The sequence below is a fragment of the Paraburkholderia nemoris genome (assembly GCF_905221015.1).
Taxonomy (GTDB): Bacteria; Pseudomonadota; Gammaproteobacteria; order Burkholderiales; family Burkholderiaceae; genus Paraburkholderia; species Paraburkholderia nemoris.
Genome location: NZ_CAJNBO010000017.1, coordinates 84,532 through 102,368 on the forward strand (window position 1 = coordinate 84,532; position 17,837 = coordinate 102,368).

General features: G+C 63.3%; 19 protein-coding genes, 1 pseudogene and 1 riboswitch. Of the genes and pseudogenes, 14 read left to right on the forward strand and 6 right to left on the reverse strand.

Features of this window, described 5'->3' with window-relative positions:
* The first annotated feature begins 45 nt into the window (after positions 1 to 45).
* From KHO33_RS25285 to KHO33_RS25305, 5 genes are all read left to right on the forward strand, one after another.
* Positions 46 to 1,104 (forward strand): ABC transporter permease, encoded by a 1,059-nt coding sequence (locus KHO33_RS25285; protein ID WP_128576666.1) that lies wholly within the window; start codon positions 46 to 48, stop codon positions 1,102 to 1,104.
* Positions 1,098 to 1,928 carry an ABC transporter ATP-binding protein gene (locus KHO33_RS25290; RefSeq protein ID WP_054040071.1) on the forward strand — a complete coding sequence of 277 codons (831 nt, stop codon included), beginning with the start codon at positions 1,098 to 1,100 and terminating at the stop codon, positions 1,926 to 1,928. The genes KHO33_RS25285 and KHO33_RS25290 overlap by 7 nt, the downstream gene beginning before the upstream one ends.
* Positions 1,929 to 1,969: 41 nt before the next feature.
* Positions 1,970 to 3,007 (forward strand): ABC transporter substrate-binding protein, encoded by a 1,038-nt coding sequence (locus KHO33_RS25295; protein ID WP_200565670.1) that lies wholly within the window; start codon positions 1,970 to 1,972, stop codon positions 3,005 to 3,007.
* Positions 3,008 to 3,123: 116 nt separating this feature from the next.
* Entirely contained in the window at positions 3,124 to 4,389 is a 1,266-nt protein-coding gene (gene soxC, locus KHO33_RS25300; protein ID WP_054040073.1) for a sulfite dehydrogenase, read from the forward strand.
* The gene (locus KHO33_RS25305; RefSeq protein ID WP_054040075.1) at positions 4,382 to 4,960 is read left to right on the forward strand and encodes a c-type cytochrome; all 579 of its coding nucleotides are present in this window, start codon (positions 4,382 to 4,384) and stop codon (positions 4,958 to 4,960) included. The genes soxC and KHO33_RS25305 overlap by 8 nt, the downstream gene beginning before the upstream one ends.
* 97 nt (positions 4,961 to 5,057) lie before the next feature.
* On the opposite strand, the gene KHO33_RS25310 is transcribed toward KHO33_RS25305, so the two are convergent.
* A complete protein-coding gene (locus KHO33_RS25310; protein WP_054040076.1) occupies positions 5,058 to 6,206 on the reverse strand; it encodes an acyltransferase family protein in 1,149 nt (382 codons plus the stop codon).
* Between the two features lie 262 nt (positions 6,207 to 6,468).
* Here KHO33_RS25310 and KHO33_RS25315 point away from each other — a divergent pair, with 262 nt between their 5' ends.
* A complete protein-coding gene (locus KHO33_RS25315) occupies positions 6,469 to 6,888 on the forward strand; it encodes a DUF1801 domain-containing protein (protein WP_054040078.1) in 420 nt (139 codons plus the stop codon).
* A gap of 64 nt (positions 6,889 to 6,952) precedes the next feature.
* On the opposite strand, the gene crcB is transcribed toward KHO33_RS25315, so the two are convergent.
* A complete protein-coding gene (gene crcB, locus KHO33_RS25320; protein ID WP_054040080.1) occupies positions 6,953 to 7,333 on the reverse strand; it encodes a fluoride efflux transporter CrcB in 381 nt (126 codons plus the stop codon).
* Positions 7,334 to 7,413: 80 nt separating this feature from the next.
* Positions 7,414 to 7,490, reverse strand: a riboswitch (Fluoride riboswitch).
* Positions 7,491 to 7,642: 152 nt separating this feature from the next.
* On the opposite strand from crcB, the gene KHO33_RS25325 reads away from it, so the two are divergent.
* Positions 7,643 to 7,990 (forward strand): DUF190 domain-containing protein, encoded by a 348-nt coding sequence (locus KHO33_RS25325; RefSeq protein ID WP_054040100.1) that lies wholly within the window; start codon positions 7,643 to 7,645, stop codon positions 7,988 to 7,990.
* 33 nt (positions 7,991 to 8,023) lie between these two features.
* Here the strand turns inward: KHO33_RS25325 and KHO33_RS25330 are convergent.
* Positions 8,024 to 8,155, reverse strand: a pseudogene (locus KHO33_RS25330) (ammonium transporter); the annotation flags it as partial.
* Positions 8,156 to 8,426: 271 nt separating this feature from the next.
* On the opposite strand from KHO33_RS25330, the gene KHO33_RS25335 reads away from it, so the two are divergent.
* On the forward strand, positions 8,427 to 10,184 hold the full coding sequence (locus KHO33_RS25335; RefSeq protein ID WP_200565671.1) for a sensor histidine kinase: 1,758 nt from the start codon (positions 8,427 to 8,429) through the stop codon (positions 10,182 to 10,184).
* Here the strand turns inward: KHO33_RS25335 and KHO33_RS25340 are convergent.
* A complete protein-coding gene (locus KHO33_RS25340; RefSeq protein ID WP_054034668.1) occupies positions 10,171 to 10,497 on the reverse strand; it encodes a hypothetical protein in 327 nt (108 codons plus the stop codon). The genes KHO33_RS25335 and KHO33_RS25340 overlap by 14 nt on opposite strands.
* A gap of 127 nt (positions 10,498 to 10,624) precedes the next feature.
* Positions 10,625 to 11,206 (reverse strand): DJ-1/PfpI family protein, encoded by a 582-nt coding sequence (locus KHO33_RS25345; protein ID WP_054034667.1) that lies wholly within the window; start codon positions 11,204 to 11,206, stop codon positions 10,625 to 10,627.
* 279 nt (positions 11,207 to 11,485) lie between these two features.
* On the opposite strand from KHO33_RS25345, the gene KHO33_RS25350 reads away from it, so the two are divergent.
* The 4 genes from KHO33_RS25350 to KHO33_RS25365 all read left to right on the forward strand — a co-directional run bounded on the left by KHO33_RS25350 (position 11,486) and on the right by KHO33_RS25365 (position 16,164).
* Entirely contained in the window at positions 11,486 to 11,965 is a 480-nt protein-coding gene (locus KHO33_RS25350; RefSeq protein WP_054034703.1) for a hypothetical protein, read from the forward strand.
* 113 nt (positions 11,966 to 12,078) lie between these two features.
* Positions 12,079 to 12,534, forward strand: a complete 456-nt coding sequence (locus KHO33_RS25355; RefSeq protein ID WP_168435666.1) for an Rrf2 family transcriptional regulator — start codon at positions 12,079 to 12,081, stop codon at positions 12,532 to 12,534.
* A gap of 169 nt (positions 12,535 to 12,703) precedes the next feature.
* A complete protein-coding gene (locus KHO33_RS25360) occupies positions 12,704 to 13,351 on the forward strand; it encodes an NAD(P)-dependent oxidoreductase (protein ID WP_054034666.1) in 648 nt (215 codons plus the stop codon).
* A gap of 200 nt (positions 13,352 to 13,551) precedes the next feature.
* The gene (locus tag KHO33_RS25365) at positions 13,552 to 16,164 is read left to right on the forward strand and encodes a mechanosensitive ion channel family protein (protein WP_200565672.1); all 2,613 of its coding nucleotides are present in this window, start codon (positions 13,552 to 13,554) and stop codon (positions 16,162 to 16,164) included.
* Between the two features lie 96 nt (positions 16,165 to 16,260).
* Here the strand turns inward: KHO33_RS25365 and KHO33_RS25370 are convergent, their stop codons facing one another.
* A complete protein-coding gene (locus KHO33_RS25370) occupies positions 16,261 to 16,905 on the reverse strand; it encodes a cysteine dioxygenase family protein (protein WP_128576108.1) in 645 nt (214 codons plus the stop codon).
* Between the two features lie 138 nt (positions 16,906 to 17,043).
* On the opposite strand from KHO33_RS25370, the gene KHO33_RS25375 reads away from it, so the two are divergent.
* Both KHO33_RS25375 and KHO33_RS25380 read left to right on the forward strand, forming a co-directional pair.
* Entirely contained in the window at positions 17,044 to 17,526 is a 483-nt protein-coding gene (locus KHO33_RS25375; protein ID WP_054034665.1) for an Lrp/AsnC family transcriptional regulator, read from the forward strand.
* An 86-nt stretch (positions 17,527 to 17,612) separates the two neighbouring features.
* Positions 17,613 to 17,831, forward strand: coding sequence for a hypothetical protein (locus KHO33_RS25380; protein ID WP_054034664.1), 219 nt, complete (start codon positions 17,613 to 17,615; stop codon positions 17,829 to 17,831).
* Positions 17,832 to 17,837: the final 6 nt, after the last annotated feature.

A 17,837-nucleotide genomic window follows, 5' to 3' on the forward strand; every position in this document is an offset into this window, starting at 1 on the left:
GCGCACGGTCACGGTAATTCAACAAGGCGAGAGGCAGGAGCCGCTATGTCCACGCAGTTCGAATCGATCACAACAGGAACGCCGGCCATCGGTACGGATGTCGTTGACATCAACCGCGCCTTAACACGGCGTGGGTTTTCACGCGGTGTTCTGGTTGCGGGCCTCGCGGCGATAGCGTGGTTCGGCAGCGCGGCGCTGACCGAATGGTGGCCGAGTGCCGACGACTGGCCGTACACGAAAGAATTCATCGCGTTGAAGTTGGTGCTCGCAGCATTTGCTGTTGCGACGGCCGTCGCGGGATGGCGTAATCCGTCCACTCAGGCGACGACGCCCACGCGCACCAGCGCATGGCTCGGGGCAATGCCATGGTTTCTCGCGCTGGCGCTCGGCGTGAGCGCGTGGGAAGTGGTCACGGCACAACTCGAGTGGCTGCCGCGGCCCTTCTTCGCGCCACCGCAAGCGCTGATCGGTGTCTATGCCGAAGACTACCCACGACTGGGTTCGAGCGTCGTGCATTCGTTTGGACTACTCGCCTATGGATACGTGTTGGGCGCGGCTGCTGGTTTTGTGACGGGGGTGAGCATCGGCTGGTCGCAGGCCGTGAGCTACTGGGTCCATCCGGTCCTGCGCCTGATCGGGCCGCTGCCTGCTACGGCATGGTTGCCGCTGGCGTTCTTTTTCTTTCCGTCGAGCTTCAGTGCGAGTGTGTTCCTGATCGCGCTTGCGACCGCTTTCCCGGTTGCGGTGCTGACCTGGTCGGGTGTGGCCGGCGTCAATTCGGCCTACTACGACATCGCGCGCACGCTCGGCGCGCGGCCCGGTTTTCTGATTCTGCGCGTGGCGATTCCGGCGGCGCTGCCGTCGGTGTTCGTCGGCCTGTTCATGGGTCTTGGCGCATCGTTTTCGGTGCTGATCGTCGCGGAAATGATGGGCGTGAAAGCGGGGCTCGGCTGGTATCTGCAATGGGCCCAGGGCTGGGCCGCGTATTCGAATATGTATGCCGCGCTGCTCGTGATGGCGCTGATGTGCTCCGGTCTGATCACCTTGCTGTTTCGTGTGCGTGACCGCTTGCTGGCCTGGCAAAAGGGATTGCTCAAATGGTAGCCGTACCCGAAGTGTTGAACCAGTTGGCCGCTGCTCGGCCGGTCCGCGACGGCGCGCGCATCGACGTGCGCCATGTCAGCCATCAATTGGCGCTGCGTGGCGCCGCGTTGCCGGTGCTTCAGGATGTCAGCTTCACGGTCGAGCCGGGCGAGTTCGTCGCGCTGCTCGGCCCGAGTGGTTGCGGCAAGTCCACCTTGCTGCGGCTGGTCGCTGGACTCGATACGCCGACGCAGGGCAGCGTGCAGGCAGATGGCGCTGCAATCGCCGGTCCTGATCCGTCGCGTGTGGTGGTGTTTCAGGATCCGACCTTGTACCCGTGGCGCACGGTACGCGGCAATGTCGGGGTCGGTCCGCAGGCGCAGCGCAAACGCTTCGCGCGACGCAGTGGTCCGCAAGAGAAGCAGGCAGAGCAACGGATCGACGCCGCCCTGGAGTTAGTCGGCCTCAGTGAATTCGCCGAAGCGTTTCCGCATCAATTGTCGGGTGGCATGGCGCAGCGCGTGGCGCTGGCCCGCGCACTCGTCAACGATCCGGCGCTGCTGGTGCTGGACGAGCCGTTCGGCAAGCTCGACTCTCTCACACGTATCCGCATGCAGGGTGAACTCGCGCGGCTTTGGAAGGACGCGCGCTTTTCCGTATTGCTGGTGACGCATGACGTGGAAGAAGCGCTGCTGCTAGCCGACCGCGTGATCGTTTTCAGCGAGCGGCCGGCGCGTGTGGTCGCCGAAGTGCGCAACGACGCGCCGTATCCGCGTCATCGCGACGATCCGAAACTGGTGGCGCTGCGCCGCGAGGTGCTCGCCCAGCTCGGACTCGACACCTGAACGAATAAAACAATCGATAACGACCAGAGGAACAGTCAACCATGAATCCCTACGATGAATCTCCGCTGAGTCCGGCCCGCCGCGCGTGGTTGCGCAAGACGGCCTGGACCGCGGGCGCGGCGGCGCTCGGTGGTGCGTCGCTGATGCCGGGGTCGCTCGCGTTCGCTCAAACGCCGCAGGCTCCGCTCAAACCCCTCAAGCTTTCCTGGAACGCGGGCGCGATTTGCACCGCGCCTGTCGCCGTCGCGGTGAAGCAGGGCTTTTTCGAGCGGCACGGTTTGCAGGTGGAGCTCGTGAATTTTTCAGGGTCGACCGATCAGCTGCTCGAGGCAATTGCAACGGGCAAGTCCGATGCGGGTGTCGGCATGGCGCTGCGTTGGATCAAGCCGCTGGAGCAGGGCTTCGATGTGAAACTCACTGCGGGGATTCACGGCGGGTGCATGCGTTTGCTGGCCACGCGTGCGTCGGGCATCGTCGATGTGGCGGGGCTGAAGGGCCGCACGATCGGCGTGAGCGATATGGCGAGTCCGACCAAGAATTTCTTCGCCATTGTGCTGAAGAAGATCGGTGTCGATCCGGAGCGCGATGTGAACTGGCGCCAGTACCCGGCGAACCTGCTGGGCGAAGCGCTAAAGAAGGGCGAAGTGCAGGCGATCGCGGATGGCGACCCGACCATCTGGTCGATCCGCGAATCCGACCACCTGTATGAAGTGTCGAACAATCTGTGCGGTGAATATCAGACGCGTTCGTGCTGTGTGCTCGGCGTGCGCGGTACGCTGGTGCGAAAAGATCGCGCCACCGCGCAGGCGTTGACGCAGGCGCTGCTCGAAGCGACTGAGTGGACAGCGAATCATCCCGCGGATGCCGCTGCGATTTTCTCGGTCTATACGCCGTCCGCCAATGTGGGCCAACTGGCGGAGATGCTCAAGAGCCATACCGATCGCCATCATCCGGTTGGGGATGCGTTCAAGAAGGAGATCTCGCTTTATGCAGACGATCTGAAGGCGGTGGGCGTGCTCAATAGCGGGACTGACTCCAATCGTCTCGCGGATCGGGTGTTCTCGAACGTGCTGGCTTGACGGCGCGCCGTATCTGTCCGATATGCGGTTTGTGTCGAACGATAGTCGAATTTATCGTTTGGCCATGGCGGCAGGCATCGTTACGCTAATCGGCTTGCCTATGATGCGCCGACGCCATGATGAACCCGCACAACTCTCCGCCGTCGCGCGGCCGCCGTCGACTGCTGGGTCGTCTGGCCGCCGGCGGTCTCGCCGTTTCGCACGCCGCGGCGGCTAGCGAACTGCTCCGGCCGCTCGAGGTCGCGTCTTCGAGCCGGGTGCCCGGCGCGCCTGTTCTCGAGCATCCGTACGGCGTGCCGTCGCCCCACGAGGTGAATGTCGTGCGGCGGAGTGCGCGCGCGTGGCCACTGCCCGGTGCAGCTTCGTCGATGACGCCGCTCGCCGATCTGCACGGTACGCTCACACCTAACGGTCTGGTCTACGAACGTCATCACGGCGGCGTGCCGGACATCGATCCCGATCAGCATCGGCTGGCCATTCATGGCCTCGTGCGCACGCCCAAACTGTTCACGATGGACGACTTGCTGCGCCTGCCGTCCGAATCGCGGATTCATTTTCTCGAGTGCTCCGGCAATACCGGCAACGAATGGAATGGCCCGAGCGGCATGCCGGTGCAACTCACGCATGGTCTGCTGTCGTGCTGCGAATGGACCGGCGTGCGTTTGCCGACTTTGCTGGAGGAGGTGGGTGGTGTGACGGCGTCCGGCAATACAAGCGGCGGCTGGTTGCTGGCCGAAGGCGCGGACGCCGCGGCGATGACCCGCAGCTTGCCGCTCGATCGGATACTCGACCGGGCGCTGGTGGTCTACGCGCAAAACGGCGAACGCTTGCGTCCCGAGAACGGCTATCCGTTGCGTCTGATCGTTCCGGGCTTCGAGGGCAATACGAACGTCAAGTGGCTGCGCCGGCTGAAGGTGGTCGATTCGCCGTTGCAAACGCGTGAGGAAACCTCGAAGTACACCAGCCTGCTCGCGAACGGCACCGCGCGTCAGTTTGCGTTCGAGATGGACGCGAAATCGGTGATCACGCGGCCGTCGCCGGGACATCGGCTCACCACGCACGGTTATTACCCGATCACGGGTCTGGCCTGGTCGGGGCGCGGGACGATTCGCAAGGTGGAGGTGTCGACCGACGGCGGTGCGACGTGGCGTCCCGCGCGTCTGGACGGTGCGATCCTGGATCGTGCGCTCACGCGCTTTCAGGCGGACTGGCGCTGGGATGGCGGCGCGACTGCGATTCTTTCGCGCGCCACCGATTCGACCGGCTATGTGCAACCGACGCGCGCCGAACTCGTCGCCGCACGCGGCCTGAATTCGCAGTACCACTACAACGCGATCCAGCAATGGCGAGTGGATGCAAGCGGGGAGGTGCGCAATGCGTGATGGCCGTTCGCTACGTAGGCCCTCACGTGTAGCGCTGGCCGTGCTGCTGTCGCTCTCAGCGCTGGCATCGTGCTCATCGATTGCGCCGGGTGACCAGAGCGCCAGGGCGGTCCACGATATCGGCACGCCGCTTACGGATCAGGAACTCGCCGCCTGGAACATCGACGTCGCGCCGGATGGCCGCGGCCTGCCTGCGGGCAGCGGCGACGTCGCCACCGGCGCGCACATATTCGCCGCCAAATGCGCGGCGTGCCACGGCGAGCAGGGGCAGGGCGGTCTCGGCGATCAACTGATAGGCGGGCAAGGCACGCTGACGAGCGCGAAGCCGAAGCGCACCGTGGGCAGCTACTGGCCCTATGCGACCACGCTGTTCGACTATATTCGCCGCGCGATGCCCTACAACGCGCCCGAATCGCTTTCAGCCGACGAGGTGTACGCGCTCAGCGCATTTCTGCTCAACCAGAACGGCATCGTGCCGGCGAATACGCGGCTCGACGCGGCCTCGTTGCCGCGTGTGGCGATGCCCAATCGCGGCGGTTTCGTGGCTGATCCGCGTCCGGGGCAGCTATAGGCGCTCACGCTGTTCGGATGGTCCGTCCGGGAGTAGGCCTGAAGCGACGCCAACTGATATTGCCAGTTCGCTCGTGAAGTCGCTTTATGCGGTGCCTTCAGGCAGCCGGCGCAGCAGGCGCATTCGGCGTGTATTTCCGCAGCCGCTGGGAAATCAGATGCGAAGGCTTTTCGATCATCCGGTAAAACGCGTAGCTAATGGCGAACGCCAACGCCACCTGCACGAACCAGGCGAATCGGGACGTCTCGTCGAAGCGGGTCATTTCCAGCAGGGCGAGCGCCATCTTGTGGCAAAGATAGAGGCTATAGGACCACGCGCCAAAAGTAGCCAGTCTGGCCCAGACGCTGCTTCTGGAAGGCGTGGCTGTCTCCGCCGCGATCCAGACCGCCGCCAGGAACTGAAATAGCGGAAGCGTGATATCCGGCGTAATCAACGGCACAGCGGCCGGTTTGAGATTCGATTCGGACAGCAGAATCATAATGGCGGCCCCGGCCGCGACAATCACCACTCTCAGCGCAACCAGATGATTCGCGAGAAAACGGGTACTGTGATCAAGGCCGCGTTTGATCATCAGGGTAAGCGGCGAATACGCGCCACGAACGTGGAACTGCTCCGCGTTGCGCTGAGTCTCCGCGATCAGGCAGCCGAAGATCCATCCGGCCGCATACAGTAAAGCCGTACCCGGAACGCCATACGTTTCAATGACGCAGCCATGGCAAACCGGATGCCCGATCAGACGAACCACAGCCACCATCACGCCCGCCGTAACCGCGCAGCCCACGATCATTTCGCCGATGTAGCGAAAGCGGGCGCGCAGGAGCGGATAAGCGGCGTAATACACCATCTCGCAATAGAGCGACCACAGCACGGACTCCAGATAGTTCTGCCCCGTCGGCAACGGTTGAACGAGGCACAGCAGGATGACTAGCGGTAATCCAATGCGGATGAATCTGGACGCGTAATAGTTGATTGGCTTAAGCGTCACATCCTTTTGATATGCGTTATGGATGCAATAGCCGGAAATGACAAAGAAGACGATGACGGCGGCAGGGCCCGCGAACAGCGCTGTCGAGCCGGACCATAGTGCGCCGCCGAGGAAGGCGAGTTGATGAGGCAGAAGTTCTTTAAACGCGGGTGGCTTGAAGTGATACATCAGCACCCAGACAGCCGCGAGGAATCGAATCGCATCAATCTTTAGCGACTTGTTCAGATTCGCAGACGCTGAGAGATTCAAGGTGATCGCCATTTATTGCCCCTTCTTCTATTCAGGCTGCGGCGATCTTACGTCTGTCGTGATCAACAAAAATCGAAAAAAATGGGGAAATAAATGTCCCACCAGGCCTCAGTAAAATGCAATGTTGGGCGGTTGTTTTTGTCAGCGTCAGGTGCGGGTTTACAGCAATACCTTGCGGCATTGGCATAGGTTTTAGCCCGAATGGATTGATGCGGGCACAATTCAAAGCTAGGCTCTGTCGAAACCGAACAATAATTCGAGGCACAAGGATCCAATGACTCCATCGGAAAACATTGACCAGCTGATCGCAGGCATCACGGACTGGCGTGGCAAAACATTCGCCAGCATCCGCAAAACCATCCTTGAAGCCGACCCGGAGATCATCGAGGAATGGAAGTGGATGGGAAGCCCGGTGTGGTCCCGCGACGGAATGATCGCGGTCGCCAACGCTCATAAAGGGAAGGTGAAGCTGACCTTTGCCCACGGGGCGAATCTCGCGGATCCTGACAAGCTTTTCAACGCGGGCCTCGACGGTAACGCGAGACGCGCGATCGATTTTCTCGAGGGCGATAAGGTCAATGGGCCCGCTTTAAAGAAACTCGTGCGCGCCGCTATTGAGTACAACCAGACCAAATTGAAGAAAAATGCGCCGGCGAGTACTCGAGCGAAAGCACATAAAGCTAAAGAGGCGTGAAGCGATAGCGCTTATCTGGGGGAAGCGCTTAGATCGATCAGGCTGATTGGAATAGGTACGGTTTTCAGCGCGACAGCAACGAAACGGTCGCGATGCCGAGGATCGTCATGATGAGCGAAGCCGCCACGTGAATGACGATCTCGCCTGCCGCCCAGCCAAGCCGTCCGTCCTGCAAGCGCTGCACGACTTCCGCTGAGAACGTCGAGAAGGTCGACAGGCCGCCCATCAAACCCGTGATGATGAAGAGCCGCCATTCGGGCGCGATCTGCGGCGCCCGTGCGAACCCCGCAACCGCGACGCCGATGACGTAGCCGGCAATCACATTAGCGGCGAAGGTGCCGAGCGGCATACCCGGGAACAGGCCGTTCAGACGGATACCGAGAAACCAGCGGAACAGCGAACCGAGCGCGCCGCCGATGCCGACCGCGAGAATGGACAGATACATGCAAAAGTACTCTGGCGAAGCCAAAAGGTCGACAAACCGGGCTTGAGCGGAAGGCGTGATGCCGCGTCCGCAGTCGTCCGGGCGAAGCAGGCATCATCAGCCATCGAGGGCGGTTAAGTGAGAATGCCATCGGGAGAATGCCATCTCCAGCGCGCCAGTCTAGCATTGGCAGGGCATTGGGGACAGGTGAGCGCCGTCGCGGCGCACGTGTCCGGTCTGCATCGCGTGGGGCGTGATCTAGAATCAATAGAGGGCCTGCGAGCGTCTGCCGTGGTCCACTGCAACGCCGCAACCGCGCGGGAGGCCGACATGACGAAGGGCTACCAGCTCACGTTCTATACCGAGAAGAACCGGCGCCACGGCCATCAATCGGTCGTGGAATGTCTGCTGTCGATCGCGAAGCTCGTCGGCATTCATGGCGCGACCGTCTTGGCGGCGTCCGAAGGCGTCGGCCACGCGGGCGCGCGGCACGCAGCGCGCTTCTTCGAACTGGCGGATCAGCCGCAACTGGTGATCTTCGCGGTCACCGAAGGGGAGGCGGAAGCCTTGCTCGAAGCGGTGCGAGCGGGCTGCCTCCCGGTGTTCTACACGCGTTGCCCGATCGAATTCGGCCTGATCGGCGAGCACGGGGACGCGAAACATCCTGCACGCCGCTGAGCCCTGGTTTGAGATTAACTAGCGGTTAAGCCATCAGCCGACGCTTTCGCGCTTCGGCGTCGCCGAAATCTTGTGGATCGACAGATCCGCGCCGTTGTATTCGTCTTCCTGATCGAGCCGCAAGCCCACCGTCAGGCGAATCGCCCCATACACGAGCGTGCCGCCGTCGCCGCGATCGCGGCAACGATGAAAGCATAATGTAAGAAGACGGCCGTTTCATATGGGTCGTAGCGATTCCAAATCGGGGCATGACATTCGATCCGATTTACGTTCCATTCAAAACGCTGACGTTTTATGCGGATTCATTGCGCCCGGGTTCGTATTTGGCGGCAGAGGCCTGGTTAGTGGCGTGTCTTCTTTGTCTTCCTGCGCAAACGCCGACATAATGTGCCGTCCCGCGCACGATCTGCCGGCCATCGACTTCCAATGCGCACGCATGAGACTGACCACTAAAGGCCTGTTGCTGATCGCAATCCCGGCCGTCTTCGAACTGGCGTTGCTGTCTGGACTCGTCATGGCGCAGGCCGACGCGACGCAAGCCGAACGGTGGGCCATCCATAGCGAAGACGTGCTGCGCCAGACCACCGCGATTCTCGATCCGGTGCTGAGTGAGTCCGTGGCGCTGCGCGGCGCGGTGCTCGCCAACGACACCCGCTTTACGACGCCGGTCGCCTTGTGGATGGACGTCGACCGTCGCATCGATCAACTGGCCGATCTGGTTGCCGACAACCCGGCGCAAGTCGAGCGCGTGGTGCAGGTGCGCCAGGCCGTGCAGGGGTATCGGCAGTGGTCTGACCGCATTCAGGACATGCTGCATTCGGGGCGGCGGCGCGATCTGCTCGATCGTTTTCGCGAGCTTGCCTCGGCCGACGTGCTCGATCGTTTCCGTCAGCAGGTGGCGGCTTTCCAGGCCGAAGAGCGGCGCCTCGACACGTTGCGCTCGAATGCCGCCGATGCCGCGCGTGAACGGCAACAGACGCTGGTCGTCGCGGCCGTGTTCGGCTCCTTGCTATTCGTCGCACTGGCCGTGTGGCTGTTCACGCGCGGCGTGCGTGGCCGGCTGGCGCTGCTGTCCGACAACGCCGGGCGCCTTGCGGGCAACGAGCCGCTGGCGCCGATCGGCCCGGGGCGCGATGAAATCGCCCGGCTCGATTTGACCTTGCATGAAACCAGCCGGCGCCTGCTCGAAGCCGAGCGCATCCAGGCGCGTTTCCAGTCCGATCTGGCGCGCCGCACTAGCGAACTGGCGCGCATCAACGAGACCTTGCGGCAACAGACTCAGGAAAACGAAATGTTCATCTACAGCGTGTCGCACGACCTGCGTGCGCCGCTGGTGAATCTGCAAGGCTTCTCGAAGGAACTGATTCGCGCGTGTGACGAACTGCGCGTGGTGTTGCGCCAGTCGTCGCTCGCGACAGAGTCGCGGCAGCGCATCGAACGTGTGGTCGACGAGGATATCGGCGAGGCGCTGCATTTCCTGCAGACGGCCGTGCTGCGGGCATCTCATATCATCGACGCGCTATTGCGGCTGTCGCGGGTCGGCCGTGTGGAGTACCGGCAGCAAAAGGTCGAGGTGCGCGACATCGTGCCGCGCGTGGTCGATGCGATGCAAGCGTCGATCCGGGCGCGCCGGGCGCGTGTCATCGTCGAAGATTTGCCGGCGGTATGGGGCGACCCGACCGCGCTCGAACAGGTGTTCGCGAATCTGATCGGTAATGCAGTCAATTACCTGGACCCCACGCGTGAAGGCCGGGTCGAAATTGGCACGACGCCGGCGCCGCCGGGCGTGCATTCGCTACGGATTTTCTACGTGCGGGACAATGGCCTGGGCATTCCGGCGGTCGCGCTGCCGCGGCTTTTCAACGCGTTTCAGCGGCTGCACGGCAATGTGGCGGCGGGTGAGGGTATCGGCCTCGCGCTCGTGCGGCGCGTGGTGGAACGGCACGGCGGGCGCGTGTGGGCGGAATCGAAAGAGGGCGTCGGCACGACGTTTTATCTGTCGCTGCCCGAAGCTGAGGTGCGAACGGCACAACTGGCGGTCGAAACGCAGGCCGCGCAGGCGGACGGTGTGCAGGCGGTTCGTGGTGCGCGCGAAGCACGCGCGGCGGGCCTGGGTGATCGTGATGGCCAAGGCCCGCGCGGCGGTGCGCCGGCACATGCCGCCAATGCCGCGCCCGGTATTAGTACGCGGTAAAGAGCCGGCGCGGCTTGAGGAGTTTGCTGCCGCGTATCGACCAGTAGCAGCCGCAGACGAGCAGGATCGCCACGCCGGTCAGCGCCTCGCGCGGCGCCGGGTGCAGGCCGGGCAGGCCGTCCAGGGCGAACAGGCCGTGCGCGACGATCAACAGCGCCGCCCATAGCGAACACGCCGCTTGTACCAGCATTCGTGTGCCAGTCAGACGCCGCGCACGGTTTTCTCGCGACCAGTTGGCCGGTGTACGCGCGCAGAAAAAAGCAATCGCCATCAACGTCACGGCGAGCATGACGATCCAGTCAGTCAGTTCCATCGAAAGGGGCTCCCAAGTCAACCGGCGACTATAGGAAAACCTTGCGTTTCGAACTATCGGACTAGTCTCAAATATGGGGGTGTTTTGCGAGCGCGCAGTGCTCGAGGGCAAGGCGCTCGCCTGAGGATCAGAGCTCGATCCGCGTGCCGAGCAGCACGAGGAACTGACGCAGCCACTCAGGGTGGGCGGGCCATGCGGGAGCGGTGACGAAATTGGCGTCGGTGATGGCCGCATCGACCGGAATGTCGGCGTACTCACCGCCGGCCAGCTTTACTTCGGGTGCGCAGGCCGGGTACGCGGAAATGCGCTTGCCGCGAATCACGTCGGCGGCAGCCAGCAGTTGCGCGGCATGGCAGATCGCGGCGATCGGCTTGCCCGCTTCGGCGAACTGCCGCACGAGCTCGATCACCTTGTGGTTGAGCCGCAGGTACTCCGGTGCGCGGCCGCCTGCAATTGCCAGCGCATCGTATTGGCGTGGATCGGCGTCCTCGAACGTTGCGTTGAGCGTGAATTGATGGCCGGGTTTTTCGGTGTAGGTCTGGTCGCCTTCGAAATCATGAATCGCGGTCTTGATCTTGTCGCCCGCTTTCTTGTTCGGGCAGACCGCGTCGACGACGTGGCCGACCGCCTGCAGTGCCTGGAACGGCACCATCGTTTCGTAATCCTCGGCGAAGTCGCCGGTCAGGAACAGAATCTTCTTTGCTGCCATCGCATGCCTCCTATTGATCAACGGAACACATCGAACGCTCAGGCAGTCTACTCCAACACGTTTGACAGAACCGCGACGGAGTACGCAATGAAGTATTTCGAAGGGCGTGCACTACACGCTGACGACACGGCGGCGCTGGTGCAATTGATTCGAGCCGCAGCCGGGCAGCTTCGGGTCCGCGGGCTTCCGGATGGTCGCCAAGGAGACTGTGCCGCGCAACGGCGTATCATGAGCCCGTTTTCGCATTCGGAAGCCGCTCGACGCGGCTCACACTTAAATATGACTTTATCCATTCGTTCGCCGTTGTTGCGCCGCGTTGCGGTTGTCGCCCTCGTGTTCGGCGGCCTCACGGCTTGCCAGAAAAACGACGCGTCGGCACAGGTTGCCGGCAAGCTCAACGATGCGGCGCAAGCAGCTGGTCAAAAGCTCGATCAGGCGGCCAGCTACGTCGGCCAGCAGGTCGATGCGACCAAGGCCGCCGCGCAGCAGAACCTCTCGTCGGCGTCCGCGCCGTCGATCACGATCGATCCGGCCTCGCTGGCATCGAGCGCGCAAGCCAACCTGCAAGGCGCAGCGAGCGCGACCAATGCGCAACTCGGCAAGGCGGCCGCGCTGACGGGCCAGGGCCTCGAGACGGCGGGGCGCAAGCTGCAGGAATGGTCGGCGCAGAGTTCGGCGTCGGCGTCGGCGGCGGGCGTTTCGGCTTCGGCGTCGACATCGAGCGATTCCAGCGATGCACAAAAGCAGATGGACAAGTGAGATGACAGGCGGTGCATCCGGCTGCTCGTGCTCGTTCGTCCGTTCGTTCGTTTGACAGCCGGATTAAATGTAATTACTATGGTTACACATTGTCGTCGCCGGGCAGGTTTGCTGTGAATACGAGTAGCCGGTTTGCATTTGCAGTGCATGTGCTCGCGCTGCTGTCGTTGCAGGAGGGCGTGCCGCTCTCGTCGGAGATGATCGCTGGCAGCGTGAATACGAATCCTGCGCTGATCCGGCGTTTGCTGAGCATGCTGGCCGATGCGGGTCTCACGACCTCGCAACTCGGCGCGGGCGGAGGTGCGTTGCTCGCCAAGGCGCCTGACGAGATCACCTTGCTGCAGGTGTATCGCGCGGTGGACGACGCGCAATTGTTCGCCATGCATCGCGAGGAACCGAATCCGGCGTGCATGGTGGGGCGGCATATCCAGGTTGTGCTGCGCGGCATTATCGACGAAGCGCAGCAGGCCATGGAAGCGTCGCTCGGTGCTCGCACGCTGGCTGACGCCACTGCCGACCTGATGCGCGCTGAACGGGCGCTGGAACGCAAGCGGCGTTCGCATGGATGATGCGGCAGCGAGGGCGGCAAATAAGGTAGCAAAGAGGCGGGATCGAAGGGCGCTCACGGTGTAGAAGGAACCTGCGCACCTGAGAACGGACGGGGGCTTACGCCCCTCTTTTTTCCACTTAATATGTAATCAACGTGGTTACATATAAGCAAATCACAGGAGTATTGAAATGAGCAAACAGTTGAAGATCGCGTTGTTCGGTGCCACCGGCACGATTGGTTCGCGGATCGCCGCGGAAGCTGCACGCCGCGGGCATCAGGTGACGGCGCTGGCGCGTAATCCGGCACGCGTGCCGGCCGACGTGGCGAATCTGAAAGCCGCGCAGGCCGATCTGCTCGACGCCGCGAGCGTCGGCGCCGCGGTGCGTGGTCACGACGTGGTGGCGAGCGCTTATGCGCCGCCGCATGACGATCCCGCAGCGGTGTCCAAGGCGACCCATGCGCTCGTCGAAGGCGTGCGCGCCGCGGGCTTGAAGCGCCTCGTGGTGGTGGGCGGCGCGGGTTCGCTCGAAGTGGCGCCGGGCAAGCAACTGGTCGACGCGGACGGTTTTCCTGACGCTTACAAAGCGGTCGCACTGGCTCACCGCGATGCACTCAATTACTACCGCGGCATCACCGACCTCGACTGGACGTTTTTCGCGCCGGCCGCGCTGATTGCGCCGGGCGAGCGCACTGGCACGTTCCGCACGGGCGCGAACACGCTTCTGGCCGACGCCGAAGGCAATAGCCGCATTTCCGCGGAAGACTATGCGATCGCCTTCGTCGACGAACTGGAGCAGGGCCGTTTCGTCCGTCAGATCGCGACAGTGGCTTATTGAGCCTTGGCGGAGCGCGGGACTGCGCGCAGCTCGTGTTGCGCCTCGCCCGTTGCGTGCGTCCTGGCGGCGGTTCGAGGGGACGACGGCAGTCCGTGGCTCCTCGAACTTGCGCAAGCGTCCTAACAATCGGTTACGCATGTTCAGGCGCGGGTGGTGCAACTGCGGCTACACTGGCGTCTCCCGTTTTCTTACGGAACGCCATGCAGTCATGCCCATTGCGGCGTGAGTCCGGGGCCGCGCCGTCTAACGGCGGGCAACTGGCGACTCGCGCCGTCTTTCATTTTCCTTCCAGTCATATCGGGCGCGGCATTCGCGCTCATGTCGCGGCGTGGTTTGGCGCGTGGGCAGCCACGGTCTGCCTCGTACTGACCCTTGGTATCGGATGGATGCCCGCCACTGCCCAGGCCGCCGGCGCCGCCACGCCGGTCATCCCGGCCCTGCAGAGCCTGATCAATAGCGCGACGGCAACGCCGGCGTCTGCCGCCTCGGGCGCCTCGGCTGCGGAAGCGGCTTCGGCGCCGTCGCCCGCGAGCCAGGCGGAACTGGCGCGCTCGCTCGACAGCGTGATCTCCACGCTCGACAACGACAAGCAGCGCACCGCGCTCGTCGCTCAGCTCAAGAAGCTGCGTGACGTGTCGCAAAACGTCGCGCCCGCCACGCCCGCATCCGCGTCGGCCCAAACGAGTGCTGGCTTGCTCGGCGCGATCGCGTCGGGCATCGCGTCGTTCGAATCCAATGTGCATCAGGGCCGCACGCCGGTGCGCTATTGGGGCGGGAGATTCAACGCGGCCGGCAACGAGCTCTACACGATCATTTCGGGCCAGGGGCAAGAGAGCTTCGGGCGCATCGTCTTCTCGATGATTGCCATGCTGGCCGGCTGGGGCGCGTGCGCCGGCGCGATAATCTACGTGCAGCACCGGCTGTACCGGCGCTTCGGTATTCTCATGGGGCTCAAACCGAACCCCACCACGCGCGAGCTGCTGATCTTCGCGCTGCGCCGCGTCGGCCCGTGGATCATCGCCTTTCTCGCCGCGTTGCTGTTTGTGCGCGCGATGCCCGATGCGCTCGGCCGCACGCTCGGCCTGGTGGTCGCCTATGCGATCGTTGCGGGTGCGGTGTTCTCGGCGATCTGTCTGATCATGTTTTCGCTGTTTGGCTCAGGGCATCGGCGGGTTGCGGTGCACCTGCTGATCGAACACGCGCGGCGCGTGCTGTTCGTGGTGGGCATATGCGCCGCCCTCGGCGATGCGGCGGTCAACTATGACGTCGAGCATCAGCTCGGACCGAATCTCGCCGCGCTGATTTCGACGGCCGCCAACATGACGGCCGCCGTCCTCACCGGCTATTTCGCGCTGGCGTTCCGCCGGCCGGTCGCGCATCTGATTCGCAACCGGCCTTACGAGCAGCGCCACGATCACAGGGCCGCGACCGACGCGTTCGACGTGCTCGCCTCGCTCTGGCACGTACCGGTGCTGGTGCTCGCCGCCGCGTCGGTGGTGGCCACGCTCGGCGGCTCGGGGTCCAGCGAAAACGTGCTGCAGATCTCGGTGGTCACCGCGCTGTTGCTCGTGTTCGCATTTTTCCTGTCAGCCATCGTGCTGCGCGTGACGCGCCCGCGAAGCCACCGCGCGCGGCGCCGCTCGCCTTATCTGTCGCGTTTGCTGCGCTTTTGCGGCACGCTGCTGACGCTGTTCATCTGGCTGTTCTTCTTCGAACTGGCGGCACGTTTATGGGGTGTGTCGCTCGCGGAAGTCGTGGAGAAAAACGTCGCGGCGCGCGGGATTGCGCACGCGGTGACCGCGATCATCGCGACCGTGTTCATTTCATGGCTGCTGTGGATTCTGGTCGACACGGCGATCACCGAAGCCCTCAATCCGGGTGGTCCACGCAACAAGTCGCGCAATCCGAGCATGCGGGCGCGCACGATGCTGCCGCTGCTGCGCAATGTGCTGCTGGTGACGATCATGACGATTGCCGGCATCGTCACCGCGGCGAACCTGGGCATCAATGTCACGCCTCTGCTGGCCGGCGCCGGGGTGATCGGGCTCGCGATCGGTTTCGGCGCGCAGTCGCTCGTAACCGACCTGATCACGGGCCTGTTCATCATCATCGAAGATACGATTTCGGTCGGCGACTGGATCGACGTGGACGGCGGCCACGCGGGCACCGTCGAGCATCTGTCGATCCGCACCGTCCGCCTGCGCGACGGGCAAGGCGCGATTCACGCCATTCCGTTCTCGCAGATCAAGATCGTCAAGAATCTGTCGCGCGACTTCGCCTATGCGGTGTTCGAAGTGCGCATGTCGTTCTCGACCGACGTCGATGAGATCACGCAACTGATTCGGGAAGTCGGCGCGGATCTGATGGCCGACTTCCGCTACCGGCGCGAAATGCTCGGACCGATCGAGGTGTGGGGGCTCGACCGTTTCGATCCGAACTGGATGGTCGTGAAAGGGCAGATCAAGACGCGGCCCTTGCAGCAATGGAGCGTGGCGCGCGCCTTCAATCTGAGGCTCAAACGCAAGATGGACGAAGCCGGCATCGAGATTCCGGTGCCGCAGATGCGGGTGTACACGTCGTCAAAGGATAGCGAGGGACAGCCTTTGCCGGACGATGAACTGCCTGAGGTCGGCCCGCATGGACATGGGCAGGCGCATGCCGAGGCGGCGGCTGCCACGCGGAGCGCGCACGCCGCGATGGCGGTGGCGCGCGATGTGTCGCACGAACCGCGTCCGGCGCCGCCCCCGACCGGGCAGACCGCGCCGATTCCGCCGCAGATTCCGACGGCCGGGGAAGCGGGCGGTAAAAGCTGATTGGGCTGGATGCGAGGCGAGGCTAGCGGACCTTGGCGCGGTCCGCGTCCGCCGTTCGCGTTCGCGGTTCGCGTCTTTAGGCAGGACCTACCGGTTTCAGACGAGCGCCGGTGCGTCGGCGGCGCGCACGATGTCGTTGACGTGCGTGGCGATCTGCGCACCCGCGACACCATAGATATGCAGCGAGACGGCAGGCGCGTCGCTGCAATTGCCGAGGCGATGAATGCCGCCCTTGCCGCCGCGTACAAACGACACGGCTCCGGTATTGCGCGCCTGGGTGCGGGTGGCGCTTGCACAGTGCTGCGCGCCATTCCATTCGAAAACCGTTTCGCTCAGCGTGCCGTCGATCACGGCATAGCCGCACCATGTGTGGTGCGCGTGCACCGGGCTTGCCTGGCGCGGCTGCCACACCAGCGCCGCAATCGCATAGCGGCCGTGCGGATCGGCGGCCAGCAGATGGCGCCGGTAATTCTCAGTGGAGCCTTCGCGTTGCGCCGACGTGAGCAAATCGGGATTCGCCGCGGCTTCGGCCAGCGCGATGCGCATGCTGCGCGCGAAGAAGGTCGAATCCGACGGTTCGGGAAATTTCACGCAGGCTTCGAACATGGCGTCGAGTGCGTCGCACAGGTTCGCGAGCGGCGCGGTGTGGTGCGCGCGCGAGGGCGTTTCATTCGCTCCGGCAAACTGTGCGGGATGGGCTGAGGAACGGGCGACGGGTGTTGAACGGAGGTCTTGGCTCATGATCGCGGCGCAGCGGCATGGCTGCTTATCGGCTATTTTTGGATAGACATATTTATACCGGTTTGCCCGGAGAAAGAGTTTCCATATAATTCCCCCTGGAGTCTTAAAAGTAGAATAATTTCCTATGGGGGTTTGAAGATGGGAATGGATATCATCGATCGGAAGCTGCTCGAGCTGCTGCAGGAAGACGCAACCATGCCGATCGCCGAACTGGCGCAGCGCGTGAATCTGTCGCAAACGCCGTGCTGGAAGCGGCTGCAGCGGCTGAAAGAGACGGGCGTGATTCGCGCCCAGGTGGCGCTGTGCGATGCGCGCAAGTTAGGCGTGGGTACCACCGTATTCGTCGCGGTGCGCACCAACCAGCACACCGAGGCGTGGGCGCAGACCTTTACGCGCGCGGTGCGGGAGATCCCGGAGGTGGTGGAGGTGTACCGGATGAGCGGCGAAACCGATTACCTGCTGCGCGTGGTGGTGTCGGATATCGACGACTACGATCGCGTCTACAAACTATTGATCGCCGCCGTGCCGCTGTACGACGTGAGTTCGAGTTTCGCGATGGAACAGATCAAGTATTCGACGGCGCTGCCGGTGCGGCCTTCGGCGGTGGTGGAGGGGCGCTGACTGCAAGCCGTGTGCAAGCTCAGTGGGCGTAGAATGCCGCCTTCCCAGACACTATCCGCGACTGCCTCGCGAACCGAGCCCGCCTCATGAACAAACCGCCGCGCAAGAAGAACCCGACCTTTGGCATTGCTGTTTTCATCGTGGTCGCGGTACTGCTGGTGATCGCCACGCTCTTCTATAACGCCATCACGGAAAAGCGCGAATTCGATCGCGAGAACGCGCCGGCGCCGACGATTTCATCGGACGCGGCTGCTGCAGCGGCTGCGGCTACCGCAGCGAAGCCCGCAAGCGGCGCCGCGCAATAAGACAAC

Coding starts and splice junctions, on each gene's coding strand:
- KHO33_RS25365 (WP_200565672.1), top strand. CDS start 13,552: ATGCAGTCATGCCCATTGCGGCGTGAGTCCGGGGCCGCGCCGTCTAAC.
- KHO33_RS25295 (WP_200565670.1), top strand. CDS start 1,970: ATGAATCCCTACGATGAATCTCCGCTGAGTCCGGCCCGCCGCGCGTGG.
- KHO33_RS25315 (WP_054040078.1), top strand. CDS start 6,469: ATGACTCCATCGGAAAACATTGACCAGCTGATCGCAGGCATCACGGAC.
- KHO33_RS25325 (WP_054040100.1), top strand. CDS start 7,643: ATGACGAAGGGCTACCAGCTCACGTTCTATACCGAGAAGAACCGGCGC.
- KHO33_RS25340 (WP_054034668.1), bottom strand. CDS start 10,497: ATGGAACTGACTGACTGGATCGTCATGCTCGCCGTGACGTTGATGGCG.
- soxC (WP_054040073.1), top strand. CDS start 3,124: ATGATGAACCCGCACAACTCTCCGCCGTCGCGCGGCCGCCGTCGACTG.
- KHO33_RS25290 (WP_054040071.1), top strand. CDS start 1,098: ATGGTAGCCGTACCCGAAGTGTTGAACCAGTTGGCCGCTGCTCGGCCG.
- KHO33_RS25360 (WP_054034666.1), top strand. CDS start 12,704: ATGAGCAAACAGTTGAAGATCGCGTTGTTCGGTGCCACCGGCACGATT.
- KHO33_RS25310 (WP_054040076.1), bottom strand. CDS start 6,206: ATGGCGATCACCTTGAATCTCTCAGCGTCTGCGAATCTGAACAAGTCG.
- crcB (WP_054040080.1), bottom strand. CDS start 7,333: ATGTATCTGTCCATTCTCGCGGTCGGCATCGGCGGCGCGCTCGGTTCG.
- KHO33_RS25370 (WP_128576108.1), bottom strand. CDS start 16,905: ATGAGCCAAGACCTCCGTTCAACACCCGTCGCCCGTTCCTCAGCCCAT.
- KHO33_RS25285 (WP_128576666.1), top strand. CDS start 46: ATGTCCACGCAGTTCGAATCGATCACAACAGGAACGCCGGCCATCGGT.
- KHO33_RS25375 (WP_054034665.1), top strand. CDS start 17,044: ATGGGAATGGATATCATCGATCGGAAGCTGCTCGAGCTGCTGCAGGAA.
- KHO33_RS25345 (WP_054034667.1), bottom strand. CDS start 11,206: ATGGCAGCAAAGAAGATTCTGTTCCTGACCGGCGACTTCGCCGAGGAT.
- KHO33_RS25335 (WP_200565671.1), top strand. CDS start 8,427: ATGAGACTGACCACTAAAGGCCTGTTGCTGATCGCAATCCCGGCCGTC.
- KHO33_RS25380 (WP_054034664.1), top strand. CDS start 17,613: ATGAACAAACCGCCGCGCAAGAAGAACCCGACCTTTGGCATTGCTGTT.
- KHO33_RS25305 (WP_054040075.1), top strand. CDS start 4,382: ATGCGTGATGGCCGTTCGCTACGTAGGCCCTCACGTGTAGCGCTGGCC.
- KHO33_RS25350 (WP_054034703.1), top strand. CDS start 11,486: ATGACTTTATCCATTCGTTCGCCGTTGTTGCGCCGCGTTGCGGTTGTC.